The organism is Pacificimonas pallii (genome assembly GCF_019204005.1).
GTDB lineage: Bacteria > Pseudomonadota > Alphaproteobacteria > Sphingomonadales > Sphingomonadaceae > Pacificimonas > Pacificimonas pallii.
Map to the genome: position 1 here is coordinate 151,905 of NZ_JAGSPA010000002.1, position 26,885 is coordinate 178,789.

28 protein-coding genes are annotated in these 26,885 nt (G+C 62.7%); 10 read left to right on the plus strand and 18 right to left on the minus strand.

The window, feature by feature from the left end:
- Window positions 1-57 precede the first annotated feature (57 nt).
- The 9 genes from KCG44_RS05835 to rpmH form a co-directional block, all read right to left on the minus strand.
- On the minus strand, window positions 58-618 hold the full coding sequence (locus tag KCG44_RS05835; RefSeq protein WP_218444891.1) for a NifU family protein: 561 nt from the start codon (window positions 616-618) through the stop codon (window positions 58-60).
- 50 nt (window positions 619-668) lie between these two features.
- On the minus strand, window positions 669-1,223 hold the full coding sequence (locus tag KCG44_RS05840) for a universal stress protein (RefSeq protein WP_218444892.1): 555 nt from the start codon (window positions 1,221-1,223) through the stop codon (window positions 669-671).
- Entirely contained in the window at window positions 1,220-2,158 is a 939-nt protein-coding gene (locus KCG44_RS05845; protein ID WP_218444893.1) for a hypothetical protein, read from the minus strand. Before KCG44_RS05845 ends, KCG44_RS05840 begins: the two co-directional genes overlap by 4 nt.
- Window positions 2,159-2,169: 11 nt before the next feature.
- Window positions 2,170-2,844: a glutathione S-transferase gene (locus KCG44_RS05850; RefSeq protein WP_218444894.1), complete on the minus strand. Its 675-nt coding sequence runs from the start codon at window positions 2,842-2,844 to the stop codon at window positions 2,170-2,172.
- A 115-nt stretch (window positions 2,845-2,959) separates the two neighbouring features.
- Complete coding sequence (gene yihA / locus KCG44_RS05855; RefSeq protein WP_218444896.1) at window positions 2,960-3,583, minus strand: ribosome biogenesis GTP-binding protein YihA/YsxC; 624 nt, start codon at window positions 3,581-3,583, stop codon at window positions 2,960-2,962.
- 10 nt (window positions 3,584-3,593) lie between these two features.
- Complete coding sequence (gene yidC / locus KCG44_RS05860) at window positions 3,594-5,303, minus strand: membrane protein insertase YidC (RefSeq protein ID WP_218444897.1); 1,710 nt, start codon at window positions 5,301-5,303, stop codon at window positions 3,594-3,596.
- Window positions 5,300-5,554, minus strand: coding sequence for a membrane protein insertion efficiency factor YidD (gene yidD, locus KCG44_RS05865; protein WP_218444898.1), 255 nt, complete (start codon window positions 5,552-5,554; stop codon window positions 5,300-5,302). Before yidD ends, yidC begins: the two co-directional genes overlap by 4 nt.
- A 3-nt stretch (window positions 5,555-5,557) precedes the next feature.
- Complete coding sequence (rnpA, locus tag KCG44_RS05870) at window positions 5,558-5,980, minus strand: ribonuclease P protein component (protein ID WP_369411954.1); 423 nt, start codon at window positions 5,978-5,980, stop codon at window positions 5,558-5,560.
- Window positions 5,920-6,054: a 50S ribosomal protein L34 gene (rpmH, locus tag KCG44_RS05875; protein ID WP_218445634.1), complete on the minus strand. Its 135-nt coding sequence runs from the start codon at window positions 6,052-6,054 to the stop codon at window positions 5,920-5,922. Before rpmH ends, rnpA begins: the two co-directional genes overlap by 61 nt.
- 180 nt (window positions 6,055-6,234) lie before the next feature.
- Here rpmH and KCG44_RS05880 point away from each other — a divergent pair, with 180 nt between their 5' ends.
- The gene (locus KCG44_RS05880; RefSeq protein ID WP_218444901.1) at window positions 6,235-6,528 is read left to right on the plus strand and encodes a hypothetical protein; all 294 of its coding nucleotides are present in this window, start codon (window positions 6,235-6,237) and stop codon (window positions 6,526-6,528) included.
- On the plus strand, window positions 6,500-7,255 hold the full coding sequence (locus tag KCG44_RS05885; protein WP_218444903.1) for a TVP38/TMEM64 family protein: 756 nt from the start codon (window positions 6,500-6,502) through the stop codon (window positions 7,253-7,255). The genes KCG44_RS05880 and KCG44_RS05885 overlap by 29 nt, the downstream gene beginning before the upstream one ends.
- Here the strand turns inward: KCG44_RS05885 and KCG44_RS05890 are convergent.
- Window positions 7,252-7,584, minus strand: a complete 333-nt coding sequence (locus KCG44_RS05890) for a hypothetical protein (RefSeq protein ID WP_255536376.1) — start codon at window positions 7,582-7,584, stop codon at window positions 7,252-7,254. The genes KCG44_RS05885 and KCG44_RS05890 overlap by 4 nt on opposite strands.
- A gap of 116 nt (window positions 7,585-7,700) precedes the next feature.
- Between KCG44_RS05890 and KCG44_RS05895 the strand changes: the two genes are divergently transcribed.
- Window positions 7,701-9,209, plus strand: a complete 1,509-nt coding sequence (locus KCG44_RS05895; RefSeq protein WP_218444905.1) for a YifB family Mg chelatase-like AAA ATPase — start codon at window positions 7,701-7,703, stop codon at window positions 9,207-9,209.
- A gap of 121 nt (window positions 9,210-9,330) precedes the next feature.
- Here KCG44_RS05895 and KCG44_RS05900 read toward each other — a convergent pair whose 3' ends face one another.
- Window positions 9,331-11,103 carry a sensor histidine kinase gene (locus KCG44_RS05900; RefSeq protein WP_218444907.1) on the minus strand — a complete coding sequence of 591 codons (1,773 nt, stop codon included), beginning with the start codon at window positions 11,101-11,103 and terminating at the stop codon, window positions 9,331-9,333.
- Window positions 11,104-11,173: 70 nt separating this feature from the next.
- Window positions 11,174-13,762, minus strand: coding sequence for an ATP-dependent chaperone ClpB (gene clpB, locus KCG44_RS05905; protein WP_218444908.1), 2,589 nt, complete (start codon window positions 13,760-13,762; stop codon window positions 11,174-11,176).
- A 108-nt stretch (window positions 13,763-13,870) separates the two neighbouring features.
- On the opposite strand from clpB, the gene KCG44_RS05910 reads away from it, so the two are divergent.
- The 5 genes from KCG44_RS05910 (at window position 13,871) to KCG44_RS14530 (ending at window position 18,030) form a co-directional block, all read left to right on the plus strand.
- Window positions 13,871-14,578, plus strand: a complete 708-nt coding sequence (locus KCG44_RS05910; RefSeq protein WP_218444910.1) for an ATP-binding cassette domain-containing protein — start codon at window positions 13,871-13,873, stop codon at window positions 14,576-14,578.
- Window positions 14,575-16,080, plus strand: coding sequence for a glycine betaine ABC transporter substrate-binding protein (locus tag KCG44_RS05915; protein WP_369411937.1), 1,506 nt, complete (start codon window positions 14,575-14,577; stop codon window positions 16,078-16,080). The genes KCG44_RS05910 and KCG44_RS05915 overlap by 4 nt, the downstream gene beginning before the upstream one ends.
- A gap of 79 nt (window positions 16,081-16,159) precedes the next feature.
- A complete protein-coding gene (ubiG, locus tag KCG44_RS05920) occupies window positions 16,160-16,894 on the plus strand; it encodes a bifunctional 2-polyprenyl-6-hydroxyphenol methylase/3-demethylubiquinol 3-O-methyltransferase UbiG (protein WP_218444911.1) in 735 nt (244 codons plus the stop codon).
- The gene (locus KCG44_RS05925) at window positions 16,895-17,113 is read left to right on the plus strand and encodes a DUF2093 domain-containing protein (protein WP_218444912.1); all 219 of its coding nucleotides are present in this window, start codon (window positions 16,895-16,897) and stop codon (window positions 17,111-17,113) included.
- Complete coding sequence (locus tag KCG44_RS14530; protein WP_218444914.1) at window positions 17,110-18,030, plus strand: M23 family metallopeptidase; 921 nt, start codon at window positions 17,110-17,112, stop codon at window positions 18,028-18,030. The genes KCG44_RS05925 and KCG44_RS14530 overlap by 4 nt, the downstream gene beginning before the upstream one ends.
- A 21-nt stretch (window positions 18,031-18,051) precedes the next feature.
- Here the strand turns inward: KCG44_RS14530 and KCG44_RS05935 are convergent, their stop codons facing one another.
- On the minus strand, window positions 18,052-18,726 hold the full coding sequence (locus KCG44_RS05935) for a YiaD family glycine zipper/OmpA-like lipoprotein (RefSeq protein WP_218444916.1): 675 nt from the start codon (window positions 18,724-18,726) through the stop codon (window positions 18,052-18,054).
- A 109-nt stretch (window positions 18,727-18,835) separates the two neighbouring features.
- Complete coding sequence (locus KCG44_RS05940; protein WP_255536377.1) at window positions 18,836-20,542, minus strand: vWA domain-containing protein; 1,707 nt, start codon at window positions 20,540-20,542, stop codon at window positions 18,836-18,838.
- Window positions 20,543-20,644: 102 nt separating this feature from the next.
- On the opposite strand from KCG44_RS05940, the gene KCG44_RS05945 reads away from it, so the two are divergent.
- Window positions 20,645-21,955, plus strand: a complete 1,311-nt coding sequence (locus tag KCG44_RS05945) for a hemolysin family protein (protein ID WP_218444918.1) — start codon at window positions 20,645-20,647, stop codon at window positions 21,953-21,955.
- The gene (locus tag KCG44_RS05950) at window positions 21,945-23,264 is read left to right on the plus strand and encodes an NADH:flavin oxidoreductase/NADH oxidase family protein (protein WP_218444920.1); all 1,320 of its coding nucleotides are present in this window, start codon (window positions 21,945-21,947) and stop codon (window positions 23,262-23,264) included. The genes KCG44_RS05945 and KCG44_RS05950 overlap by 11 nt, the downstream gene beginning before the upstream one ends.
- Before the next feature lie 164 nt (window positions 23,265-23,428).
- Here KCG44_RS05950 and KCG44_RS05955 read toward each other — a convergent pair whose 3' ends face one another.
- The 4 genes from KCG44_RS05955 to KCG44_RS05970 are packed head-to-tail and all read right to left on the minus strand — an operon-like array spanning window position 23,429 to window position 26,878.
- Window positions 23,429-24,052 (minus strand): tetratricopeptide repeat protein, encoded by a 624-nt coding sequence (locus KCG44_RS05955; protein WP_218444921.1) that lies wholly within the window; start codon window positions 24,050-24,052, stop codon window positions 23,429-23,431.
- Window positions 24,049-24,435 carry a cytochrome c-type biogenesis protein gene (locus KCG44_RS05960; RefSeq protein WP_218444923.1) on the minus strand — a complete coding sequence of 129 codons (387 nt, stop codon included), beginning with the start codon at window positions 24,433-24,435 and terminating at the stop codon, window positions 24,049-24,051. Before KCG44_RS05960 ends, KCG44_RS05955 begins: the two co-directional genes overlap by 4 nt.
- Window positions 24,432-24,962: a DsbE family thiol:disulfide interchange protein gene (locus KCG44_RS05965; RefSeq protein ID WP_218444925.1), complete on the minus strand. Its 531-nt coding sequence runs from the start codon at window positions 24,960-24,962 to the stop codon at window positions 24,432-24,434. The genes KCG44_RS05960 and KCG44_RS05965 overlap by 4 nt, the downstream gene beginning before the upstream one ends.
- Window positions 24,959-26,878 carry a heme lyase CcmF/NrfE family subunit gene (locus KCG44_RS05970; protein ID WP_218444927.1) on the minus strand — a complete coding sequence of 640 codons (1,920 nt, stop codon included), beginning with the start codon at window positions 26,876-26,878 and terminating at the stop codon, window positions 24,959-24,961. Before KCG44_RS05970 ends, KCG44_RS05965 begins: the two co-directional genes overlap by 4 nt.
- Window positions 26,879-26,885 lie beyond the last annotated feature (7 nt).

The window sequence follows — 26,885 nt, forward strand, 5'->3', positions numbered from 1 at the left end:
GGGGAAGCTCCTTCAAATTCAAACCGGGCGTTAGCTACCTGCCCGGAAGTACACAACCTATACTGCGCGGACCTCTTCGACCTCTGGCACATAATAACGCAGCAGGTTCTCGATCCCGTTCTTCAAAGTCGCAGTGGAGGAAGGGCAGCCATCGCACGCACCCTGCATCTTCAGATAGACGATGCCATCTGAAAATCCGTGAAAAACAATGTCGCCGCCATCGCCGGCAACCGCCGGACGGACGCGATCGTCAAGCAGTTCCATGATCTGCTTGCGAATGTCCGCCGTGTCGGGATCCTCCTCGATCGCAGGCCCAGTCTCGGCGGCGACTTCATTCAGAACGGGCGCACCGCTGGCGAAATGGTCGACAATGACAGACAATATAACGGGTTTCAGGGTGACCCAGTCGGCGCCGGCGGGGTCGCGCGTGACGGAAACGAAGTCCGAACCGAGAAACACGCCCGTGACGTCGCCAAGCGAGAACAGCGCCGCCGCGAGCGGCGATGCTTCCGCATCTTCAGGCGATGCGAAATCATGTGTGCCGGACGGGCTGACCTGACGTCCAGGCTGGAACATGAGGGTGGCGGGGTTCGGTGTGGTCTGGGTCTGGACGTGCATGACTGGTCTCCGCTGTCTTTGATCGGATGTGGCGCGGACAGCCGCACCCTTCAACCCTGCGCGTCATCCTGACCCCGATTATAATCGGGGACGTCGTCGGCGGCGACGTTGCCGGTCAGGCGATCGATCGCGGCAATGTCGAGCGCGCCGGGGACGATGATGATCACCGCAGGCAGCGCGCCTGCCCGCTCTCCGGAAAAATACTGGACGAGGGTGCCGGGCGCGCCCTTTGCGGCAGCGCCGAGCACAAGCGCGGACAGGCCGGGATCGGCGGCAAGCGCCTCGGTGACTTCATCCGTCAGCTTTCCCTTGCGGATCAACAGGGACGGGCGGATGCCGGACAGGGCAATGACTTCGTCAGCCGCGCGGGCAAGCACCGATTCCGCTTCTTCCTGTGCCTCCTCGGCGATCATTTCCTGCACGCCGCCCCATTGCAGAAACTCCGGAGGCGCGATGACGTGAAGCAGGGTCATCGATCCATTGATCGACTTCGCCCGGCCAGCGGCATAGCGCAGCGCACGCGCGGATTCCTCGCTATCATCCACGACAAGTAGATAGCCGGGACCGCTATGATTGGGCGCGCGGGGGCGCTCCTCTTCGCTCATGCCAGTCCTCCGCGAATTCTGGCCAGGGCTGAAACGGCGCTGCGCAGAAGATAGGCCTGTTCCGTTCGGTCGCCATTAGTGAGGATCAGGGGATCGGCAGCCGAAACGCGGTCCAGTGTCTCGATCGCTTCCGCCATCAGGCCGGTAAGTTCGCGTTCCCGCAGAACGGGTTCGAAATCCGACTGGATACCGCGCAGCAGGATGGCGGAGGCGTAGGCGCGACCCCGTGTCTGCTGATAGTCGAGCGGGTCGGCATCGGCGTTTGCCAGCATGGCCGCGTCAAATCCGCGGACGTCATCGGCCAGTTTCGCACCGATGACCGTGATCAGCGCGCGCGCATCCACAGCTCCCGAAGGACGCGCCGCCTCGCCATCGGTCAAACGCGTATTGAACCGCGCATAGGCCGCGCTCGCATCCTCGATATGGCTTCCGGCGCTCGCGCCGATGAACGGGAAGTCGCCGTGAAAGACACCGCGCGTCGGCGGAACGGCATAGTCTTCGGCGGCATCCATAAGGTCGTCATCATCGCTCCGGCCCAGCACCGCCGACACGCCCGACAAGACATCGTGAATGCCGGTCTGGAGCGCGGGCATCGCTTCGCGAAAGCCGTGCGGCTTCAGCCAGCCGTCATTGGGCGTCCAGCCGCCGCGATCAAGCTCTGCCATGCCAAGGGCCGCGAGCCCGCCAACGGTAACGCTGCCCCCCGGCGGCAGCTGTTCCACTGACGGTCTGAGCGTGAGGTCGGTACTCTTATCCTCCAGCACCCAGCCAAGAATTCCCCAGTAAAATACGGCGATAATGACAAGAGCGCAGAGCGCGAGCAGCCATCGCGGCATCGCCGCCAAAGGTGCCGGTAGCCGCGAACGAGTCCGCTTTTCCTGCTGTTCCAGCGAGCGCACCAGCCATTTGCGGCGCAAATTGTCGATAAAGGTCATAGCCAGTGAGCCTAGACGTATTTTGCGGCGAGGTCAGCATAAGACGTGATTGTCCAGTCGGCCGGTTCATCCGCCGCGGCCGCGCACCACTCTGTGACCCATGGATGTGAGCACATGGTATCCTGATAAATGCCCGCGTCGCCGTTCAGCGTGACGCCATAGGTGCGAAACCGCATCACGACCGGCGCGAACATCATGTCGGCAGCGCCGAAACTGCCGAACAGATAGGGGCCGTTCGTGCCATATTCGCGTCGCGCTTCGGCCCACAGGCCGGAAATGCGGGAAACGTCCTTTTGGGTGTCGTCCGTCAGGCGGTATCCGGGATAACTCGCCAGCACATCCATCGGACATTGCGACCTGAGCGACGTAAATCCGGCATGCATCTCCGCGGCGATGGAACGGGCAAAGGCACGGGCTGCGCCGTCGACCGGCCAGTAGGCGGCCTGTCCGTAGCGATCGGCGAGCCAGTCGATGATGGCTAGCGATTCCCAGATCGCGGTGCCGCCGTCCCACAATGTCGGCACACGGGATGAGGGCATGAGTGCGGGGTCGGCCTTCTTCTCCCACCACTCGTCCGTCATCATCGGAACGACGAGCTCGTCAAACGGCTGGCCGCTTTGTTTTACCGCCAGCCAGCCGCGCAGGCTCCAGCTGGAGTAGCGTTTGTTTCCCATGATGATGCGCATCGGTTCGGCCCCTTCGGTATTGAGGGGGAAGCATAACCGAGGAAGGGAATGGCTGTCAGCTAAACTTGGCAAGGCCGCCGGACAGGCCTGTCCGCGGCTGTTCGTCCCGACCCGCTCAGGACCTTGCGGCGTCCAGAATGGTCACCCTGAGCTCGTCAACGCCGATATTCTTTTCAGAACTTGTGACCGCGACCCCGGGAAAAGCCGCGGGGCGTTTGATGATCGCCTGGGCGACACCCTCCGCCACCGGGCCGGTGTTCTTCAGCTTGTCGCCCTTCGTCAAAACCGCCTGCCACGTCACGGCAGCCTCGTCGAGAAGGTCCATGATTTCCTCATCGACCGCCTTTACGCCGCGGCGGGCATCGATCAGCAGCATGACGCGCTGCAGGTTCCGGCGTCCGCGCAGATAATCGAAAACAAGGCGTTTCCAGGCATTGACGACCTGCTTCGGTGCCCTGGCATAGCCATAGCCCGGCATGTCCACCAGACGCATGCGTGGCGGCTCGCCCACCGGGAACAGGTTCAGCAATTGCGTTCGTCCAGGCGTATTCGACGTGCGCGCCATGCCGTGCTTCGTGGTCAGCGCGTTGAGCAGCGATGACTTGCCCACGTTCGAACGGCCGGCAAAGGCGATCTCCGGCACGTCGTCGTCAGGAAGCTGTGCAAGATCGGCGACCGATTTTGAAAAGGACGTGCCGTCGCGGAACAGATCCCGCGCGAATTTTTCCTCGCCGGTCATGCGATGATCGTCACTTCTTGTCCTTGATCGGCTCGGGCACGGGGTCGGCGGGATATTTCTTGATCAGCAGCCATTGCTGGCCAATCGAAACGATATTGTTGACCATCCAGTAGAGCTGCAGACCGGCGGCGAACGGTGCCATGATGACCATGAACACCCAGGGGAGGATCGAGAAGACCTTCTTCTGCATCTCGTCCATGGGAGCGGGATTCAGCTTGAACTGAATGAACATCGTGATGCCCAGCAGGATCGGCAGAACGCCAATGGCAATGAAGCCCGGCGGGTCGAACGGCAGCAGGCCAAACAGGTTCACCGGCGTCAGCGGGTCGGGCGCGGACAGATCCTTGATCCACAGCGCGAAGGGTTCATGGCGTACATTAATGGAGAGGAGCAGCGTCTTGTAAAGTGCGTAGAAAATCGGGATCTGCAGGAAGATCGGCAGGCAGCCGCCAAGCGGGTTTGCTTTCTCTTCCTTGTACAGTTTCATCATTTCCTGCTGGAGCTTCTGTTTGTCGTCCTTGTAGCGTTCCTGAAGCGCCTTCATTTTTGGCTGCACCCGGCGCAGTTTCGCCATGGATTCATACTGCTTGTTCGCGATCGGGAAGAGCACGATGCGGATGATGAGAACGAGGCAGATGATTGCCCAGCCAAAATTTCCGACAATCTCGAACAGCCAGGACAGCAGGGCATGGATGGGTCGGACGATGATGCGGAACCAGCCCCAGTCGATCGAGCGTTCAAATAGCGTGATGCCGACGACGTCCTGATAGCGTTCCAGAACATCGACTTCCTTTGCGCCTGCGAAAAGACGGAAGCTGCTGTTCCCGGCGCTGCGCGGGCCAATCGCCAGCGGGTCACCCTGCATCGTCGCCTGATAGCGTTCGCCGCTTGCGCGGAAATTGGTGCGGACTGCGGCTTTGTCATCCGCGATCACCGAAGCGAGCCAGTATTTGTCGGTGAACCCCAGCCAGCCGCCAACGCTCGCATTGTCGACGCGGCCGCCCTCATCGACGATGTCCTCATATTCGACATCGCTGAACTCGCCATTGAAGACACCCAGCGGGCCGACATGCGCGTTGAACGTGCTCTCATCGGGACCGGTGCCGTCACGGGCGATGAGTGCGTAGGGGCGGGCAACCACGGCCTCCGAACCGCGATTTTCGATACGCTGGCGCACGGTGAACAGGTAATCCTCGTCAACCGACAGCTCGATCAGGAAGCGCGCGCCCGCACCGTTCGTCCAGGCAAGAGTCACGGGCGTATCGGGTGTCAGTTCCGTGCGATCGGCCGTCCAGACGGTGTCGGCATTCGGCAGGTCGCCCTGTCCGGTCCAGCCGAATTCGGCGAAATAGGATTCATCGGCGCCCGACGGCGAGAAAAGGCGAATGTCGTCCTTGCCCGCGATCGTCTGGTGGTGACGTTCCAAGAGCAGGTCGTCGATGCGCGCACCGGTCAGATTTACGCTGCCGATAAGGGACGGGGTCGCGATCCTGACGCGGTCGCCCTCCGACAATATTTCCGCGCGGTCGCGCTTTGCGGCCGGCGCCATGCCGACCGGGCCGGCGTCGGTGTTATCGAGAATAACCTGTTCGCCATCGACGATCTCCGTCGACGGTTCATTGGCCGTCGGGAAGAAGCGGTCCGAAATGGCGCTCCAGCCGAACAGGATGGCGATGCTCAGCAGCATGGCGAGCAGCAGGTTACGATTTTCGGAGGTCACCGGTGGATTGTCCCTGTTTTGCCGTGCGGCATGTGTTTGTCACGAGGTACGGGGTCATAGCCCGAACCGCCTAGCGGATGACAGCGCCCAATGCGCCGAAGTGCGAGCCAGCCGCCCTTTATCGTACCGTATCTGGTCAGCGCCTCTATGGCATATGCCGAGCAGGTCGGCTGGAAACGGCATGTGGGCGGCAGGAGGGGGGAGCCAAAGCGCTGCCAGCCGCGTACCAGAAGGAGGGGCAGGCGGCGCATGAACTAGACCCGGTCTCGCTTCGCAATCGCCCGCGGAAACGCACGCGAAAGGTCACTGACGAGCTTCGCATAGTCGACCCGGAGGCCGCCGGAGCGGCCAATGAGAACGACGTCATGGCCGGGCGGTGCGGCGGCGGGAAGAGCGTCGCGTGCCGCCGCGCGCAAACGGCGCTTCAGCCGGTTGCGCGTAACGGCGTTGCCGATCTTCCTGGTAACCGTAAAGCCGACGCGAACCATGTCGTTCCCATCTGCGCGGGGGTGCAAGAGAAGCACGAAAGCGTCCGTTGCGGCGCGCATGCCCCGGTTTGCGGCAAGGAAATCGCGGCGCTTTTGCAGCCTTGCGACCCCAGGCCGATTGACTGATGTCAGGCGCTCAGCTTCTTGCGGCCCTGACGGCGGCGTGCGTTCAGGATCTGACGGCCCGATTTCGTCGCCATGCGCGCGCGGAAGCCGTGCCGCCGCTTGCGGACGAGATTGGAGGGCTGAAACGTGCGCTTCATCGGACATCACCTGTTCTTAACAAAAGAAAAGGTCGCCTGCCGACGAGATTACCTCGCGGGGCGACCGCCTATTGCCGATCCACATATTTCCCCGGACGGCAGAAGTCAATCATCTAAGCCCGGCCCGTACGGCAATCGCCGCGCGTAACCCTGATCGGATGTCCGCCGAATGAAATGACGATGAACCGTTCAACGATCAGCCTGGCGTTCGCCGCATTCATGGTCAATCCCGCGATGGCCCAGCTGGACGCCGCGGCGCGCCCATTCATCAATCGCGGCCGGGCTTCCCGCCTGAACGGGGACGATCTCGTCGCCTCGGGCCTCTTCCTCTGCTATGCCGAAGACGTCGGCGGAAGAGACAAGGTGGTGGCGGATGCCTTGTCTTTCGCTAATGACAGGACCCGGGCGCTGGTCTCGGGTCGCAGGAAATGGGATGAAACCGACGATGACTGGGACCTCAATGACGCCCGATAGCGCGCCCGCTATATCGCCGATCAGGCGGTTTGGACCGCTTGCCATCCTGGTCATCGGACTTGCCGCCTTCTTCAGCCTTGGCGGTGCCCAGTATCTCAGCCTCGACTATCTGAGCGCGCAATATGGCACCCTGACGGCATATGTTGCCGATAACATCGTCGTGGCGGCGATCGCCTTTGCCGTGCTGTATACGCTCGTCGTCGCGATCAGCGTACCGGGCGCCGCGCCCCTGACCATCGCGGGAGGCCTGCTGTTCGGAACGCTTCTCGGCGGGAGCCTGACCGTTATCGGCGCGACGGTCGGCGCGATCATCGTTTTCCTGGCAGCGCGCACCGCCCTTGCCGACCTGCTGCGACGAAAGGCCGGGCCGCGCGTCACCAAACTGCGTGACGGGTTTGAGAAAAACGCCTTCAATTATCTGCTGTTTCTTCGGCTTGTTCCGGCGTTTCCGTTTTTTCTAGTGAACATCGCGGCGGGACTGTTTGGCATGCGCACATTGCCTTATGCAGCCGCGACCGGCCTTGGGATCATTCCCGGCACATTCGTCTTTGCCAGCATCGGCGCGGGCGCGGGCGCCGTTATCGCGCGGGGTGACGAGCTGAGCCTGTCCGGCATATTGACCGATCCGAAGGTGCTGTTGCCGATTATCGGGCTCGCCGCGCTCGCCCTGCTGCCGATCATGATCAAACGGTTCCGCAGTGACGCGACCGGGGCAGGCGCGGACTAGCGGTTCGCGTTGCGCATATAGGGACGCGGCCCGCGCCTGAGCAGCCAGTCGGACCAGCCGCCCCATTTCGGCCAGCGGCGGACGAACCAGACATAGCGCTTCTTCGCCCAGCGCGAATTGCGGAGGATCAGTGTCAGGCCGAGTGCGAACCCCGCAAAGCCGAGCGGACCTGGTGCCAGACCGCCGATGGGCGGGGCGAGGATGCAGAGGACGATGCCGGCCGTCAGTTCAGCCCATCGCCGCCATGCCGGGCGCGGCTTGCGCACGTTCACTTTCAGCTCGACGTGATCGAGGTCGACGAGATCGGAAAGGCGCGGAGGTGGTTTCATTTTCTGACCTTCAATGAAGGCATGCGGGCGGGCATTTCAATCCTGTCATTTAAAACTTCATGGACTCGGCATATGCCCTGCCAGTAGGCGGGCGGAACAAAAGGGGAGCATGGCAAATGGTCGCGCACGTCACGACGACGGCATTTCTGGGGCTTGAGGCGCGTAGCGTCGATGTGCAGGTGCAGGTCGCCAAGGGCGCTACCAAATTCACGATCGTCGGGCTCGCTGACAAGGCCGTTGCCGAATCTCAGGAGCGGGTGCGGGCCGCGCTGTCCGGTATCGGCCTCGCCATGCCGTTCCAGCGCGTGACCGTCAATCTGTCGCCCGCCGATCTGCCGAAAGAGGGCTCGCATTACGACCTTCCCATTGCGCTTGGCCTGTTGGCGGCGATGGGTATCGTCGATGCCGAGCAACTGGCGGATTATCTGATCGTGGGTGAACTGGGTCTGGATGGGCGGATCGCAAATGTGCCGGGCGTGCTGCTGGCAGCGCTCCACGCCTCGGGCCATGATCTGGGTCTGATCTGTCCCGCCGCGCAGGGCGGAGAGGCGGCGTGGGCCGGACGGATCGAAGTGCTGGCGGCACCGGGACTGCTCGAACTTCTGAATCACTTCAAGGGCACGCAATTGCTGACGGCGCCGCAGCCCGCCGAACCGGCCGAGGTGGCGCCGGCACCCGACCTTAACGCGGTGAAAGGCCAGGAAACGGCGAAGCGGGCGTTGGAAATTGCCGCGGCAGGCGGTCACAATTTGCTGATGTCCGGCCCTCCGGGCGCTGGGAAATCCCTGCTGGCGGCGACTTTGCCCGGCATATTGCCGCCGCTCGATCCGGCAGAAGCGCTTGAAGTTTCCATGGTCGCTTCGGTGGCCGGAACGCTGGAGGCCGGGCGTCTGATCCGTCAGCGTCCGTTCCGCGCGCCGCATCACAGCGCGTCCATGCCCGCGCTTGTCGGCGGCGGGCAAAAGGCCCGTCCGGGTGAGGTCAGCCTTGCGCATCTCGGCGTCCTCTTCCTTGACGAGCTGCCGGAATTCGACCGGCGGGTGCTGGATAGCCTGCGGCAACCGCTCGAAACGGGGGAGGTTTCGATTGCGCGGGCAGCCATGCACGTGACGTATCCGGCCAGGGTGCAGCTTATCGCGGCGCAAAATCCGTGTCGTTGCGGGCATTTGGGCGACCCGGCTTTGGCCTGTGCCCGCGCGCCGCGCTGCGCAGCCGATTATCAGGCGAAGATTTCCGGGCCGCTGCTCGACCGCATCGACCTGCATGTCGAGGTTGAGGCCGTGACCGCGGCGGACCTGACCATGCCGCCGCCTGCCGAAGGGAGTGCCGAAGTGGCCGCGCGGGTTGCGGCGGCAAGGGACATTCAGCGCAGCCGGTATCAGGACGAGAAGGCACGGACAAATTCAGACGCGGATGGCAAGTTGCTGGAGAGGGTCGCGACACCCGATGAACCGGGGCGCGAATTGCTGGCAAGGGCGGCAGAGGCCATGCGGCTGACGGCGCGGTCCTACCACCGCGTTCTGAAAGTTGCGCGGACCATTGCGGACCTGGCCGGTACCGACAGGGTTGGCCGGGTGCACATCGCCGAAGCGCTCAGCTATCGCAGGCGTCCGCCCGTCAATTAGGCGTCGATCGGGCAGGGTGACCATTTTCATGGCGCGCTTCCTGAGCGTTTTTGGTTTTTTGCAGCATGGCACCGACAAGACACCAGAATGGCCATATCGGGATGGCGGGGCGCCAAGCGAATTAGCCGGCCGCCGTCAAGATTCTGGAGGCGGGCAGGTCCACTGTCGCAATCGTGCCGCCCTCAGCGGGACGTGTGAGCGTCAGACTGCCCCCGTGAAGCTGTGCGAATTCCCGAACGAGCGACAGGCCAAGGCCCACGCCGCCATATTGCCGGGTCTCGCTGCTTTCCGCCTGCACGAAGGGTTCCTGAACCGCTTCCAGCATGTCCTCGGGAATGCCGACGCCGTTATCGATAACGGATATATCCGCGCCGCCATCGGCGCGATGTTCAAGCCGGAGTGTGACTTCCGGATGTTCGTTGCTGAACTTCGCGGCGTTTTCGATAAGGTTCAGGACGGTCTGACGCAAAAGGCGGCGATCCGCGCAGGCGACGATGACCTTGTCCAGGCCTTCTTCGGCAAACCGAATGCGCGTATCGCTGCTGCGGCCCTCGATCAGCAGACGCGCGCTGCGCATCATTTTGCTCAAGTCCACTTCGGTTTCCTGCAGGCTGATCTGGCCCGTTTCAATCCGGGCAAGATCGAGCAGGTCGTTAACGATGGAGAGGAGGTGCTGGCCGCTGTCGGAAATGATGCGGGCATAACCCATATGGCGCCTGGGATCGACACGGTCACGATCATAGTCCTGCACCATCAGGTCGGAAAAGCCGATCACGGCGTTCAGCGGCGTTCGCAGTTCGTGACTCATCTTGGCGAGGAAATCAGTCTTGGCCGCGCTCGCGGCCTCTGCCCGATCCCTGGCGGCGACAAGATCCTTCTGCAGGGTCAGGAGGCGGTCTTCATTCGTTTTCAGGTTGGAAATGTCGACATGATAGATGGCGACGTGATCGGTAGCGACCGGGCCGATTGTCGACCGGAACCACCGATCGTCCAAGGGAAAGGTCCTGCTGTAGGTTTCGCTGACGGGACCGCCCTGACGGAGGATCGCATCTTCGGGCAGGGCCTCGCGGTTTGCCGTATCGATGTCGACCCATTTCGCCCCCGCGCGCAGGGCCTTTACCCCGAGCAGGCGGCGATAGGCCTCGTTCCATAAAAGGATGGTCCCATTGCCGTCGTAAAGCGCGAACGCTTCAGCCGATCGCGAGAATTCCGTCCAAAGGGCCTGTGACCTGGCGAGCTCATCTTTGGATTTCTGCGCCTCCGACCGTGCCTGCAGACTGGCTCTCAGCGCCCCGGCATTGATCCCGATGCCGACCAGGATCGCACCGAGAAAGGCGAAACTAAGAAAGACAAGAACAAAATAATCAGTGTTTCCAATTGCCGCGAAAACAGTGACATATGAAAGCACGACGGGAATGATGAAGGCTATCGCGGCCTTCGGAACCGCGCTTAGCGTCGTTGTCGAGGCGACCGCGAGACTGAGCGCGATCAAGGGCAGTGCGACTTTTCCCGGACCCGGAAGGTAGGGAACCGCCAGCGCGGTGATTCCCCACATAATTCCCGCCAATAGCGTTTTCGATGTCGTGTTTCTCAAAAGGCGGCGTGCGCGAGCTTCGGTGAGCTGCTTACTGTTCACTTTTATGCGCCGGAAGATTTGTACACTGAGAAGCAGCGCGAAGACACCGAACCAGACCAGTTCGAGACGCCCGGGGATATGCCCCCAGGTGATGATCAGCGCACCCACAAGCGACAGCAATACGATAACGATGTTATTGACGCTTTGCAGGGAATACATCTCTGCGAACGCCCGCGGCCCAAAGGGCCCGTCGGGGTCCATCGCAGATAAACGGGACAGACCAAGCGTCATGTGACGCTTAGACCCTTGGTCGGTCATCTGCCCCCTTTTCCCATCAGCTGCTCTGCAAAGTGTACCGGTTTGCGGAAGGTTTCGCCATAGGGCTGCGTTAGCCCGGTTTGTCTTCCCTAATCGTAAATGTCAGTTCCTTATCGCCTTCGTCGATGTGAACCGTGGCACCGTCCGCGATCTCGCCTGCCAGGATACGGTCGGCAAGCGGATCCTGCACGTAGCGCTGGATCGCCCGTTTCAGCGGGCGGGCACCATAGACCGGATCATAGCCGACCCGCCCGATCCACGAGCGCGCCGCGTCCGTCAGTTCCAGGTCGATCTTTCGGTCGACCAGAAGTTTCTCGACCCGGCCAAGCTGGATGTCCACGATGGGGCCCATATGCTCTTCCGCCAGCCTATGGAACAGGATGATGTCGTCCAGGCGGTTGAGGAATTCCGGACGGAAATGTCCGCGCACGACTTCCATGACTTCATCCTCAACTTCCGACACCTTCTGGTCGGCGCGCAGCTCGGCCAGATATTGCGAGCCGAGATTGGACGTCAGGATGACGATCGTGTTGGAAAAGTCCACGACATGGCCATGACTGTCCGACAGTCGCCCATCATCGAGTAGCTGCAAAAGCACGTTGAAGACATCGGCATGCGCCTTTTCGACTTCATCGAACAGGACCACCTGATAGGGCTTGCGCCGGACCGCCTCGGTCAGCGCGCCGCCTTCGTCATAGCCGACATAGCCGGGAGGCGCGCCGATCAGCCGGGCGACGGCGTGCTTTTCCATATATTCCGACATGTCGATACGGACCATGGCGTTCGGGTCATCGAACAGGAAATTCGCCAGCGATTTCGTCAGTTCGGTCTTGCCGACGCCGGTAGGGCCGAGGAACAGGAAACTGCCGAGGGGACGATTCGGGTCCTTCAGTCCCGCACGGGCGCGGCGGACGGCTTTCGAGACGACACGCACGGCGTCCTCCTGACCGATGACGCGTTTCCCGAGTTCCGCCTCCATATTGAGCAGCTTTTCACGCTCGCCCGCCATCATGCGCTCGACGGGGATGCCGGTCCACCGCGCGACGACACCGGCGATATCTTCACCGGTGACTTCCTCGCGCAGCATCGCGCCTTCTGACGCCTCGGCGGCTTCGGCAAGCTGCTTTTCCAGCTTCGGAATTTCGCCGTAACTGAGTTCGCCCGCCCGTTGCAGATTGCCTTCGCGCTGCGCCTGTTCCAGTTCGATACGGGCCTGGTCGAGCTGTTCCTTGATCATCTGCTCGGCGTCGATCTTGTCGCGTTCGGCCTGCCAGCGTTGGGTCAGGGCGGCCGACTGCTCTTCAAGGTCGATCAGTTCCTTGCGGAGCGATTCCAGTCGTGATTTCGAGCCGTCGTCGCTTTCCTTCTCAAGCGCGGATTCCTCGATCTTCAACTGGATGATGCGGCGGTCGAGATTTTCGATTTCCTCCGGCTTCGATTCCACCTCCATGCGGATGCGGGACGCGGCCTCGTCCATAAGATCGATGGCCTTGTCCGGCAGGAAGCGGTCGCCAATATAGCGATCCGAAAGCTGTGCGGCGGCGACGAGCGCACCGTCGGTGATGCGAACGCCGTGATGCAGTTCGTATTTGTCCTTGATGCCGCGCAGGATGGAGATGGTATCCTCCACGCTGGGCTCGTCGATGACGACCGGCTGGAACCGGCGTTCCAGCGCGGCGTCCTTTTCGATATATTTGCGATATTCGTCGAGCGTCGTCGCACCGATGCAGTGGAGTTCGCCGCGGGCGAGCGCCGGCTTGATGAGGTTCGAGGCGTCCATCGCACCGTCCGATTTTCCGGCACCGACCAGCGTATGCATCTCGTCGATGAACAGAATGATCTGGCCGTCAGAGCCCTTCACTTCGTCGATGACGCCTTTCAGCCGTTCCTCAAACTCGCCGCGATATTTCGCGCCCGCGATCAGCGCGCCCATGTCGAGCGACATCAGCGTACGGTTCTTAATGCCGTCGGGCACGTCGCCATTGGCGATGCGCAGCGCAAGTCCTTCGGCGATCGCCGTCTTGCCGACGCCGGGATCGCCGATGAGGACAGGGTTGTTCTTCGTGCGGCGGGCAAGAACCTGGATGGTACGGCGGATTTCCTCATCACGGCCGATGATCGGGTCGATTTTGCCGGTCTTGGCCTTTTCCGTAAGATCCTGCGCGAACTTTTTCAGCGCGTCATATTGCGCCTCCGCCCCCGCCGTGTCGGCGGTACGGCCGCCGGTCAGGTCGCGAATCGCTTCGTTCAGGCCCTGCGGCGTCACGCCCGCGGTCTTCAGCGCTGTTCCCGCCGCGCCGCCGGACAGTGCCAGGGCGAGCAGCATCTGCTGGACGGTGACGAAGCTGTCGCCCACCTTTTTCGCCGTTTCCTCGGCCTGACCCAGAACCCGCACGGTGTCATTGTCCCACGACACATCCTGCGCGCCGGACCCGGTAACCTGGGATATCTTCGCGAGCGCCTGATCCGTCAGCTGCACGGCGGTCTTGGCGTCGCCGCCCGCCTTTGCGATCAATCCGGCGGACATGCCCTGCTCGTCGTCCAGCAGCGCCTTCAGCAGGTGCAGCGGCGACACGCGCTGATGGCTCAGGCGAATGGCGACGGTCTGGGCAGCCTGAAGGAAACCCTTGGCGCGGTCGGAAAAGACTTCGATGTTCATTCGATATTGTCCTCTGCTGGTCCTGGCCCGAATATGGTGTGTTAGTTAGGCAACACAAGGCCCGTGGGTTGCAAATTATGCGTCGGCCCGCGAGGCTGCGCCTCGATCATGTATTCCCTCCAGAACATCAGCGTGTCCTACGGCACGACCATCGCGCTCCGGCCTGTCTCGATGGAAGTGGAGCCGGGGAAGACGCTCGTCCTGATCGGGCCGTCGGGCTCGGGAAAATCGACTTTGCTGCGCGTCATGGCCGGACTGGTGACGCCCGAGGGCGTGCTGGCATTTGGCGGTGCCCCTGTGACTGACTGGCAGCGGGTCCGGCGGCGGATCGGCTATGTCATTCAGGATGGCGGCCTGTTCCCGCACCTGACGGCGCGCGAGAATATCCTGCTGATGAGCAGGGAATTGGGACTGGATAACGCCGCGCGCGTCGAGGAGTTGGCGGCGCTGACACATTTGCAGCAGGATCAGCTGGATCGTTATCCGGCGGAACTGTCGGGCGGTCAGCGGCAACGTGTCGGTATCGTCCGCGCGCTGATGCTGGACCCCGATGTGCTGCTGCTGGACGAACCGCTATCCGCGCTTGACCCGGTGATCCGGGCCGGGCTGGCCGATGAACTGAAAAACATCATCGGCACACTTAAGAAGACGGCGGTACTCGTCACGCACAGCCTGTCCGAAGCGCGGTTCTTCTCCGACAGGCTGGTGCTGATGCGCGGCGGCGCCGTGGTGCAGGAGGGCAGCTATGCCGATTTCGAAGCCCGGCCCGCTGACCCGTTCGTGACCGAATTCATCGATGCGGAGCGCAAGCTGTGACGGGGCTGCAGCCTGCGTTCCGCATCCGGTTCGCGCTGTCTTTGCTGTGCCTTTTGTTCGCGTTCCCTGCTCAGGCGCAAATCAAGGTCGCGTCGAAGCTGTTCACAGAGTCGGTTATTCTGGGAGAGATTGCCAGATCGGCCATCGCCAGCCGGACGGATGAGACGGTCATCCATGCCCGCGAACTTGGCGGAACACGGGTTGTTTTCAATGCCATCGAAGCGGGCGAAATCGACGTGTATGCCGATTATACCGGCACGCTGCGGTTCGAGACTCTTGCCGGCGAGGATGTCGCGACGGATGCCGGCTTGAGGGCGGCATTGGCGGCGCGCGGGCTGAAGATGACCGCGTCTCTCGGCTTTTCGAATAATTATGCCATCGCGCTGATGCCTGATCTGGCGGCTGAGCTTGGTGTGGAAACCATCAGCGATCTTCGCGATCACCCGAACCTGGTATTTGGTGTCGCCAGTGAGTTTCTGGACCGGGCGGATGGGTGGCAGGCGCTGAAGGCGGCATATGACCTGCCGCAAACGGATGCGCGCGGGATGATCCACGATCTGGCCTATCGCGCGCTGGCGTCCGGGCAGACGGACGCGATCGATGCCTACACGACGGACCCGCAGATCGCGCAATATGATCTGAAACTGCTGCGGGACGACCGGGGCCATTTCCCTACTTATGACGCTGTCTTTATATACCGGGCCGACCTGCCCGCAGCGGCGCAGGCAGCTCTGGAAGCGCTGGCAGGGTCGCTGGATGAGGCGGCGATGCAGCAGCTGAATATGCGTGCGCAGCTTGGCGGTGAGGCGGAGGCGGTGCTTGCGGCCGAAATCGTGTCGGAGGTGCTGGGCGAAACCGTTGAGGCCGCCGCGCAGAAGAGCCGCACGGCGCGCATCTGGCAGCGTACGAAAGAACATCTGGTACTGGTCGGCATCGCCCTGTCCGCCGCGCTCGTCACGGCCATTCCGCTGGGCATCGCAGCGGCGCGCCTGCCGCGATTTGGCAGCATCATTCTTGGCGGCGTGGGAATCCTGCAGACGATTCCAAGCCTCGCGCTGTTCGTTGTCCTGATCCCGTTCATGGGGATCGGCGCAGTGCCGACGGTTTTTGCGCTGTTCCTATATTCGCTCCTGCCGATTGTCAGGAATACGCATGCAGGGCTGTCCGGAATCGCGCCGGGACTGCTCGACAGCGCGGACGCGCTTGGCCTGTCGCGCGGTGCGCGGCTTCGGCGCGTGGAGCTACCGCTCGCCGCGCCGACGATCATGGCGGGTGTGAAGACCGCCGCGGTGATTGCGGTGGGGCTGGCGACGCTGGGCGCGATCATCGGCGCCGGCGGTTATGGACAGCCGATCCTGACGGGAATCCGGCTCGCCTCGACGCCGCTGATTCTTGAGGGGGCGATTCCGGCGGCGATATTGGCCTTGATCATGCAGTGGTTGTTCGACCTTGCCGAACGCTGGATAACGCCGCGCGGGCTTCGGCTGCGTCAGGCCGCGTGATGGCCCGGGCCTGCCGAAGCGAACGCCGCGACCCCGCGCCCCCTTGCAAAGTCAGCGTCCGCCCGCGAGATCGCAGGACATGAGTACGATCGATCCTGCACAGGCAGAGCTTTTTTCCGGCATGGCCGCCGAATGGTGGGACCGCAAGGGCTCGTCGGCGCTGTTGCACAAGGTGAATCCGGTGCGGATGCAGTTCATTCGCCGCGAAGTCGCCGCGCATTTCGGGCGCGATACGATGGTGCCGGGCTGGCTGGACGGCATGTCGTGTCTGGATGTCGGTTGCGGCGGGGGCATCTTGACCGAATGTCTCGCCCGGCTTGGCGGGCATGTGACCGGGATTGATGCGGCGGAAGCTTCGATCGACGTCGCCATAGTTCATGGTGCCGGGCAAGGTCTGGATATCGATTACCGGCTGGCGGCGACGGACGTGCTGGTGAACGAAGGAGCGTCTTTTGACATTGTCACCTGCATGGAGGTGGTCGAACATGTGTCAGATGTGCCTATGTTTCTGGCAAGCCTGACGGCGCTGCTGAAACCCGGCGGTCTGCTGGTATTTTCAACGCCCAATCGTACGGCGATGAGTTACGGCGTCATGATCGTCGGCGCGGAGTGGATCCTACGCACATTGCCGCGCGGTACGCATGACTGGGACCGTTTCCTGACGCCGGAAGAGATGAGGCGGGCGCTGAATAGGGCGGGACTGGAACTTGGGCATGTCGAGGGGATTGCGCTCGATCCCGCGCGCGGCTTTGCTCTGTCCGATGACATGCGCGTGAACTATATCGGTGCGGCAACGCGCAGGAATGAGGATTAGATGCTGAAACTCGGTCAGAACAAGGCGGCCCGCCTTGATTACCAGTCGGGAACGTTTCGCGTCCTGTCGGGCGGCGATCATGTCGTCTGCGCTGTGACGGGCGCGCGGATCGATCTGTCGGATCTGCGCTATTGGAGCCATGAGCTGCAGGAAGCCTATGTTTCGGCGGAGGTGGCGTCGGCGCGCTATACCGAGGCGCGTGACGCGGGGAAGCTGTGACGCGCGCCGCTGCGGCCCTGTTGGTACTGGCTGCATGTAGCGCACCGGACGCGGCGGACGCGCAGCCGCGCGAAGCCAGCCCTGACGCGCCGCTGGCTGCTGCCGTAGATCCACGTGCGCCGCCGATCCAGACACCGATAGAACCGGTCGAAAATCAGGAACGGATAGTCGAACTGACCGGCGTCCTGGCGCAGGGCGGATTTGCCCGCGGGAAGGCGGTGAATGGCGATTTCGACGCCGTGCTGCTGAACGGCAAGGAAATCCCCGCGCTCGACGACGGCCGTTTTTTCCTGGCCTTCGGCCGTGACGAGGCGTCGGAAGTCACACTGGATATACGGTATAAGGACGGGATGACGGTGTCGCGGACGCTGGAGATTGCCGATACGGAATTTCCGGAGAGCCGGTTGCCCGCCATCACGCAGCGGATCGAAGCCTCGGAGACGTTCAGGAAGCGGCGCGCTGAACAGGTCGCGCGCATCGCTGACGCACGGACCCGGCGGAGCGCCCTTACCGGCTGGAGCGAGAGGTTCGAACGTCCGGCAGCCGGTAGGACCAGCGGTGTTTTCGGGTCGCAGCGCTTTTATGGCGGCGAACCGCGCAGCCCGCATTCAGGACTGGATATCGCGGCGCCTGCCGGTGCGCCTGTCCGCGCACCCGCCTCGGGGGAGGTGGTGCTTGCCGGCGGCGGCTATTCGTTCGAGGGCAATCTGGTGATTATGGATCACGGCCTTGGGCTTTATTCCGCGTTCCTGCACCTTTCGAAAATCGACGTTCAGGTTGGCGACATGCTGAAAACGGGCGATCCCGTCGGCAAAGTCGGATCGTCAGGACGTGCGACGGGCCCGCATCTGCACTGGGGCGTGTGGTGGGACGGGGTCCGGTTCGACCCCGCCACACTTCTCCACGCCCCCCGATAGGCGCAGTCGATATGGCCGTGCTTATACGGCGGTGTCGTCGGTAATCGGTACGATCTTGATTTCAACGCGGCGGTTTTCCGCGCGGCCCGCCGCGGTATCGTTGGACGCGATGGGATCGGTCTCGCCAAAGCCCTTTGTGGCGATGCGCGGGCGCTGCACGCCATTGGCGGAAAGATATGTAGCCACGCTCTCGGCGCGGCGCTCCGACAGGGTCAGATTATACGCGTCGCTGCCCGAAGAATCTGTGTGACCGTAAACATCGACGAAGCTTTTGTCATATTCGGTAAGCACCTTGGCGACTTCGTTAAGTGCCGGACGGAACTGTTCGTTGATAATCGCCGAATCGACGCCGAACGTGATCTGACTGGGGATTTGAAGATTAAGTGAGTCGCCATCGCGCTCGACCTCAATGCCGGTTCCGGCGGTCCGCTCGCGCAGCTTCTTCTCCTGCTCGTCGAGATAAACGCCGACGCCCGCGCCGGCAATGGCGCCAATGCCGGTACCCACCAGAATTTCCGTGCGGTTCGACTTGCCGCCGATAAGCGCGCCAAGCGCCGCGCCGATGGCGGCGCCTGCCGCGCCTGTTGCGGCGGGCCGGGCGATACGACTTTCGCCGGTTTCCGGATTGGTCACACAGCCCGCAAGGGTAAGGCTGGCGACGCCGGCGATGATCGTGGTCTTGGCAAAGATACGCATTGAGTGCCTCCTGTAGGTGGAAATCAGATAGTCTCGCGACATCTACGCCGGGGACGGCACGGAGTTCCCTTATAGACCGGGCAACACGGCCGTGCCGCCCGGTTTCCGATCAACGAGAGGGGCCGTTGGTGTCCGCAGCCTGGACAAGCTTGCGGAGCTCTTCGCTGTAATAATCGCCTTTCGGCACGAGATTGGCGATCTGACGATAGCTCATGTCGCCGATATGCTCACCGCCGGAGAGCTTCTGGCCAAAGGCCGCGACCGCGGCGGCAAGGGCCATGTCGCCGCGCACCTCGCCGGCCCGAGCCGCTAGCGTGACCGGCAGCACCCTGGTCAGCAAGCGCGACTTCGTTTCGCCGGGCAGCTTGTAGCGCAGACGCAGCTCGCCGAGTTCCGCCGGATTTCCGGGCGCCGCCGCGGGCCGGTTCGCCTGATAGCGCCGATCCGGTATGGCCGCGCCCTTCGAGCCGACCAGCGCGATCTCGTAAAGCGCGGTGACATCATGGCCCGCGCCGATCTCTCCGGCATCGACCTTGTCATTGCTGAAATCCTGTTCCGACAGTGCCCGGTTCTCATAGCCGATCAGACGATATTCGGCGACCGTCGCGGGGTTCCATTCGACCTGGACCTTTACGTCACCGGCGATGGTGAAGAGTGTCGAGCCGACCTCTTCCGACAGGACTTTGCGGGCTTCGAGGACGCTGTCGATATAGGCATAATTGCCGTTTCCATTGTCCGCGATCTGCTCCATCATGGCTTCGTTGAAATTGCCCTGGCCGAAGCCGAGCGTCGTCAACTGCACGCCGGTTTCCGCCTCACGCTTCACCATATCGACGAGCGTATCGCGATTGGATGTACCGACGTTGAAGTCGCCGTCCGTAGCCAGCATGACCCGGTTGACGCCGCCCTCAATAAAGGCAGCCCGGGCCTGTTTATAGGCCAGGGCGATGCCGGCTGCCCCCGCGGTGGAGCCGCCAGATTGCAGCTTCTCCAGCGCGGCTTCGACCTTCAAGGGATCGTTGGTGGGTTCGAGGACCAGCCCCGCGCTGCCCGCATAAACGACAATCGACATGCGGTCCCGCGCCTGCATTTCACGGGCGAGTGTCACCATCGCTTTCTTGACAAGCGGCAGCTTGTTGGGTGCCGACATGGAACCCGACGTATCGATAAGAAAAACGAGGTTGGCCGGCGGTCGTTCGCTGCGGTCGATATCATACCCTTTCAGACCGATGCGAACGAGGTGCGTATCCCTGTTCCAGGGCGTGACGGCGGCATCGACATTCACCGAAAACGGCTTTGAGCGATCACGGGGGACAGGATATCGATAGTTGAAATAATTGATCATCTCTTCCACGCGAACGGCATCGCTGGGGGGCAGGCGGCCGTCGGTGAGAAAGCGGCGGACATTGGCGTAGCTGCCCGTGTCGACGTCGATTGAGAAGGTGGAGACGGGAACGTCCGCCACGCGGACAACCTCGCTGCGCTCAATATCCTGATACTGCTCCCGGTCCGGTTCCGCGTAGGGGGCGTAGCGCGCCGGCGGCGCAGCCGGACCGGCAATCCGGCTGCCAGTCACCATGATGGCGGCATCATGCGCGACATGAGTGGCGGGCGCCACCGCAGATGGAGAAGGTGGTGGCGGCACGGTCTTAACCGCGTTTGCCGGCGCATATTCACCCTCGTCAGCCACCTCATTCTGCGTCTGTTCGGGGGCCGAAGTCACCTCCACCGCTTCCTGGTTCGCGCCGCAGGCCGCCAGGGCCAGGCAAGCGGTCGTCGTGACAAATATCATGTTGATATGGAAAAGACGGCACATCGATCAGTTCCTCCCTGTTGGCCCTGGTCGTGTTACAGGGTTACATTCGCTACGCAAGCGCTCTCGCTTTTCCCCCGATGGCCCGTTAGATACGACCGCCTGATGCCACCATTTCCCTGGGCCGACCTTTTCATCATTCTTGCGCTGATCGCCGGCAATGGCGTGTTTGCGATGTCGGAGATGGCGATCGTCTCGTCGCGAGAGGCCCGCCTGCAGGCGATGGCAAATAACGGCCATAGCGGAGCTGAAGCGGCACTCGCCCTGCACCGGCAACCGGGGCGGTTTCTGTCGACCGTTCAGATCGGCATTACGCTCGTCGGGATCGTCGCGGGCGCCTATTCGGGCGCCACGCTTGGCGAGCCTGTCGCTGCGCGGCTGACCGCACTGGGCCTGTCTCCGGCCATGGCGGGAACGCTCAGCATCGCGCTCGTCGTGTCCGGTATCACCTATTTGACGCTTACCATTGGCGAACTGGTCCCCAAGCAGTTCGCGCTGCGCAACCCTGAAAAACTTGCCAGCCTGATCGCTACGCCCATGACCATGCTGGCGCGCGTGGCCGCGCCGCTTGTCTGGCTGCTTGGCATTTCGACGCGGCTTCTGCTGCGCGTGCTGGGCGCCGCCGATGAGGACAAGGCGCAGGTCACTGCGGAGGAACTGCACCTGATCGTCTCTGAGGCGCAGCGGTCTGGCGTTATCGAAGAATCGGAACGCGTCATGATTGCGGGTGTCATGCGTCTTGCCGACCGGCCCGTCCGCGGCGTGATGACGCCGCGAACAGAGGTGGACTGGCTCGACCTGGCGTCCTCTGAAGAAGATGTGCGTGCGCATCTGATCCAGAGCCCGCACACGCGAATCCCGATTGCCGACGGAACGGTGGACAAGATTGTCGGCGTGATTCAGGCGCGTGACCTGTTGTCCGCCGTGCTTGATGGGAAACCGCTGGATATCGCATCGCTGATGCAGCCCGCGCCGCTGATCCCTGATGTGATGGACGCGTCCGACGCGCTGGAAATCCTGCGCCGCTCAGACGTCCCCATCGGCATGGTGCATGACGAATATGGCCACTTCGAAGGCATATTGACGCCTGCGGACATGCTCGCCGCCATTGCCGGTGTCTTCAAGTCGGATGTCGACGAAGGTGTCGGCGAAGCCGCGGTGCAGCGCGCGGACGGATCGTGGCTGCTCGCTGGGTCGATGCACGCCGATGAAATGGCGGACCGGCTGGGTGTCAGCATTCCCGAGCCGGACGACCGTGATTTCGAGACGGTGGCGGGTTTTGCGCTCGCTGTTCTGACACATATTCCCGAGACTGGTGAGGTTTTTGATTTCGATGGCTGGACGTTCGAGGTGATCGATCTCGATGGCCATAAGATCGACAAGGTTCTCGCCACGGTCATCTCCGATGGCGAATAGCGCCGCGACACCGGCGGAGACATTGTCGCAGGCGCTGACCTTGCCGAATGGAAAAATCGTTCCGAACCGCTTGGCCAAGGCGGCGATGACCGAGGGACTTGCGGATAGGCGGGGCCGCCCGTCGACGCGCCTTATGAAGCTTTACGAAACATGGGCAGCGGGCGGTGCCGGGCTGCTGCTGACGGGCAATGTGCAGATTGACGCGGATCATCTGGAGCGCGGTGGCAATGTCGTGATTGATCGCGTGCCCGATGCGGAAATGCGAGAGCTGCTGACCGCATGGGCGGCGGCGGGTAAAACCCATGGCGGCTCGATGTGGATGCAGGTGAGCCATGCCGGGCGGCAGACGCAGGCGCACGTCAATCCGCATCCAAAAGCGCCGTCTGCGGTGAAACTCGGCCTGCCTGGAGGTCAGTTTGGTGAGCCGGTCGCCTTGACAGGCGCAGAGATCGAGCAGTTGATTGCGCGTTTTGCCGTGGCCGGCGCCGCGGCGTATGAAGCGGGCTTCGACGGCATTCAGGTGCATGCGGCGCATGGTTACCTCCTGTCCAGCTTTCTCAATCCGCGTGCGAACCAGCGCGATGATCAGTGGGGCGGGTCGCTGGAAAACCGGGCGAGGTTCCTGCGCAGGGTGGTTGCGGCCGCTCGCGCCGCGACATCGGCGGATTTCGGCATCTCGGTGAAGCTGAATTCCGCGGATTTCCAGCGCGGCGGATTCGATTTTCCGGACAGCCAGACCGTCGCCGCCTGGCTGGATGAGGATGGGGTCGACCTGATCGAGATCAGCGGCGGGAATTACGAATCCCCCGCCATGATGGATGCCGATGGCATGGAGCTCCGTGAAGAGCCCGAGGCGCGCCGTTCATCCCGGGAGCGCGAGGCCTATTTCCAGAAATTCGCCCCGGAAATCCGCGCACGGGTAAAGCGCGCCGCGCTGATGGTGACCGGCGGATTTCGGACCGCGGCGGGCATGGCGGACGCCGTGCGGAAAGATAATGTCGACCTGGTCGGACTTGCCCGTCCGCTTTGTACCCGTCCCGAGCTTGTCCGTGACCTCCTTGCGGGTACCGCCGAGCACCTGGACAGCCCTGAACGCCGTCTGCGCCTTGGCCCGGGCTTCCTGTCACCCAGCAGCAGTTCCAAGATCGTGAAGGCGCTAAACGGGTTTGGCGCGCAGGCCTGGTATTACGAACAGCTGGTGAACTTCGGCGAGGGCCGCGGATATGATGAAACGCTTGGCCTGCTGCGTGCGATGATCCGCAATCGCGGGCGTGAGAAAGCGGTGCTGGCAGCGAGACCCGACCAATAATGCGAGCATGGCCAAAGGACGGCGCGAGCCGCCGATCTTTCCGGCGGCGTATTCACGTCCCGCCGATGCCGGGAGGATTTATCTGGACACCGATCAGGGGACCGGCGGTTCGGCATCGCTTGCCGCGGCCGCAATGACTTCGTCTTCAGCGAACGAAGCGCAGCCTAGCGCGTGAAGACGCCGCTTTCCAACATGGCATTTGCGCCGCGCATCTTGCGTTCCAGATCCGCGCGCCATGGCGCGTCCGGCGGCGTTTGCGCCTCAAGCGCGGTCCAGGCGTCCAGGGCGCGCTGCGGCTCGCCCGCCTGCAGATAGGCAAGCCCAAGAAAATAGGGCGGTGCCGGATGCTGCGGCGCAAGAGCGGACGCGCGGCCAAAGGCAAGGCGCGCAGCTGGCGTGATGATGCCGTCGGCATGGGCCATGAGCGCTGTGCCGAGCTGGATCCACAGCGCTGGCTCTTCCGGCAGGGAGCGTACGGCGAGACGCAGACCTTCCACCGCTTCCTGACTGCGCCCTTCTGCTACCAGCGTATCGGAGAAGACGGCCCACGCGGTTAGATCGCCGGGATTTTCGATCAATGCCGTGCGTGCTGCCTCTCTCCTGTCCGCGTTTCCGGCGGGGGCTTCGGGTGCGGTGTGGGGCGCGGCCGGCAGCATTGGCGCACCGGTAAGTGAATAGGCCGCGCCGCCAAGCAGCAGCACCGCGACGATGGCGGGACGGGGCACACGCGCCCACATCAGCGCGCCGCCGACGAACAGCGCAAGCAAGGCAAGGGCGGCGATGCTCATTCGCCCGGACGCCTGCGGAACATGCGCACCGCGACGATCATGCCCGCGCCCAAAAGCAGGACGGGCGCGAACCACAGGATGAGGTTGGCCCCCCTTTTTGGCGGCGAGAATGTCACCCACTCACCATAGCGGCGGATCAGATAGTTGCGGACTTCGACCGGTTGCTCGCCATTATCTATCCGCTCGCGAACGAGTGCGCGCATATCGACCGCCATTTCCGCGTCGGATTCAGCGATGGACTGGCCCTGGCAGACCAGGCAGCGAAGCTCGCGCATCAGATCCTGCGCCGCCGCCTCGCGTGCGGGATCCTCAAGCGGCGTATCCGCATGCGCCGCAAGCGGCGTGAGAAACAGCGCAATGAGCAGCCATGCGATTTTCCTCATTGCCAGCGCCTGACTTCGGCAATGATATCCGCAACCTGCTCTTGGCGGACTTCGCCGATCCATTGGCGGCGGATGATACCGGAGCCATCGATCAGGTAGGTTTCCGGAACGCCCGTCGCCCCAAGCTCGATCTGCATGCGGCCGCGTGGGTCCAGTCCGACACGCGTGAAGGGATCGCCATATTGCGTCAGGAAGCCCTCGACATCTGCCGGTTCGTCGCGAATGGCGATGGCGTGGATGACGATGCCCTCTGCGGCAAGGCGTTCCAGCTGCGGCGCTTCGATGCGGCAGGGCAGGCACCAGCTGCCGAATAGATTTACGAGCGTGACAGTGCCGCGCTTCAGGTCGCTGGATGCAAGGCCGGGTTTGGTATCGCTTAGCCCCTCAAGTTCGAATTCCGGGACGGACTGGCCAATCATGGCGGATTCGATCTGCCGCGTCTGCGGTGTACCAAGACCGAAAACGGCAATGGCGACGAAGGCCATGAACATTGCCAGCGGAAGGATAAGGGCAAGACGTTTCATCATGCTGCAGGGCTCCCCAGCGCCTGTCGGCGGTCCTCGCGCCGCTGCGCCGCGCGGCCATAGATGGCGAGCATCCCGCCCAGGGCGGTGATGATACCGCCAATCCAGATCAGCGCGATGAGCGGCTGCCAGTTGAGGCGAACCTGCCAGCGGCCATCGCCGTTACCCTCGCCCAGGACGGCGTAGAGATTACCATTCCAAAGCGGGGCGATGTCGGTTTCCGTGGTTTGCTGCATCGGCCGCACAAAGGCGCGACGTTCCGGACGCAGGACGAATTCCGTGCCCCCGCGGCTGATGGAGAGCGTCGACATGATGCTGGTGTAATTCGGGCCGGCGAGCGGTTCCACATTGTCCATACGCACTTTGAAATCCGCCATCCGCGCCACTTCCCCGGGGCCAATGCTGACCGTGCGCTCCAGGGAGCCGGTCGCACTGACGGTAACACCAAGCGCCAGAATGGCAGCGCCGAGATGCGCGACTGACGTTCCAAGGGTCGAGATATCCCTGCGACCGCGCAGCATGGCGATGCTGGCGGCCGCAAGCCACGCCGCGATGCCGACGCCAGTGATGGCGAGAACTGATTTGATGCCGAACAGAACCGCAATCAGCGCTGCGGCAAGCGCTGCGATAAGCACAGGGAAGAGGCGGCGTTTCAGCTTGGACGAGTCCGTCTTCTTCCAGCGCAGAAACGGTCCGATCGCCATGAGCAGGAGAAGGGGCAGGATGAGCGGGATGAGCGCGGCTTCAAAATAGGGCGGGCCGACCGACACGCGTGCGCCGGTGATCGCTTCGACGCCGACCGGATACATGGTGCCAATGAAGACGACGCCCAATATGGCGGACAGCAGCAGGTTATTGATCACGAGTGCACCTTCACGGCTCATCAGCCGGAACCCGGCACCCGCCGTCACCGTACCGGCGCGCACGGCGTAAAGGGCCAGCGCGCCGCCCACATATATGCCGAGCAGAACCAGAAGGTAGAACCCCCGTTCCGGGTCGACTGCGAACGCGTGCACGCTGGTGAGAAGCCCGGAACGAACGATGAATGTGCCGATCATCGAAAAGCTGAACGCTGCCACGGCGAGGAGTATCGTCCAGTTCCGGAGCGCGTCGCGCTGGGCAAGAACGCTCGTCGAATGAAATAGGGCCGTCGCGGCGAGCCACGGCATAAGGCTGGCATTCTCCACCGGATCCCAGAACCACCAGCCACCCCAGCCAAGTTCGTAATAGGCCCAGAAACTGCCAAGCGTGATGCCCGCCGTCAGGAACGCCCAGGCGGCGAGGATCCACGGTTTCACGGTGCGCGCCCATAGTGGGCCGACCTGTCTTTCGATGAGGGCGGCAACAGCAAAGGCAAAAGCGATGCTCAGCCCCACATAGCCCAGATAAAGGAGCGGCGGATGAAATGCGAGGCCCGGGTCCTGTAGCAATGGGTTGAGGCCGTTTCCTTCCGAAGGGGCGGGCGTGAGCCGTTCGAAGGGGTTCGAGCTGATGAGAAGATAGGAATAGAAACCCAGCGACAATGCCCCCGTCACCTGCATGAGCCGGACGCGGAAACGGTCCCCGAGCGCGGTCGCCCGGAACGCGGCTACCCCCGCGAAGAACGCGAGCACCGTGACCCATAGCAGCATGGACCCCTCATGGTTCGCCCAGGCACCGGTCAGCTTATAGCCGAACGGCTTCATCGTATGGCTGTTCGTGGCAACCAGTTTCACCGAAAAGTCGGAAACCGCGAAACAATAGATCAACATCGCAAAGGCGCCGACGCACAGGAAAGCCTGAGCGGCGGCGGCGGGTACGACAAGATCGAGCGCGCGCCTGCTGTCCTGCCGCCGGAGCGTGATTTCGCCGCCGAAAAGCTGTGCGCATGCAAGCGCCGCAGCGAGCCAGAGGGCAAAATGTCCGAGTTCCGGGATCATCGCGGGT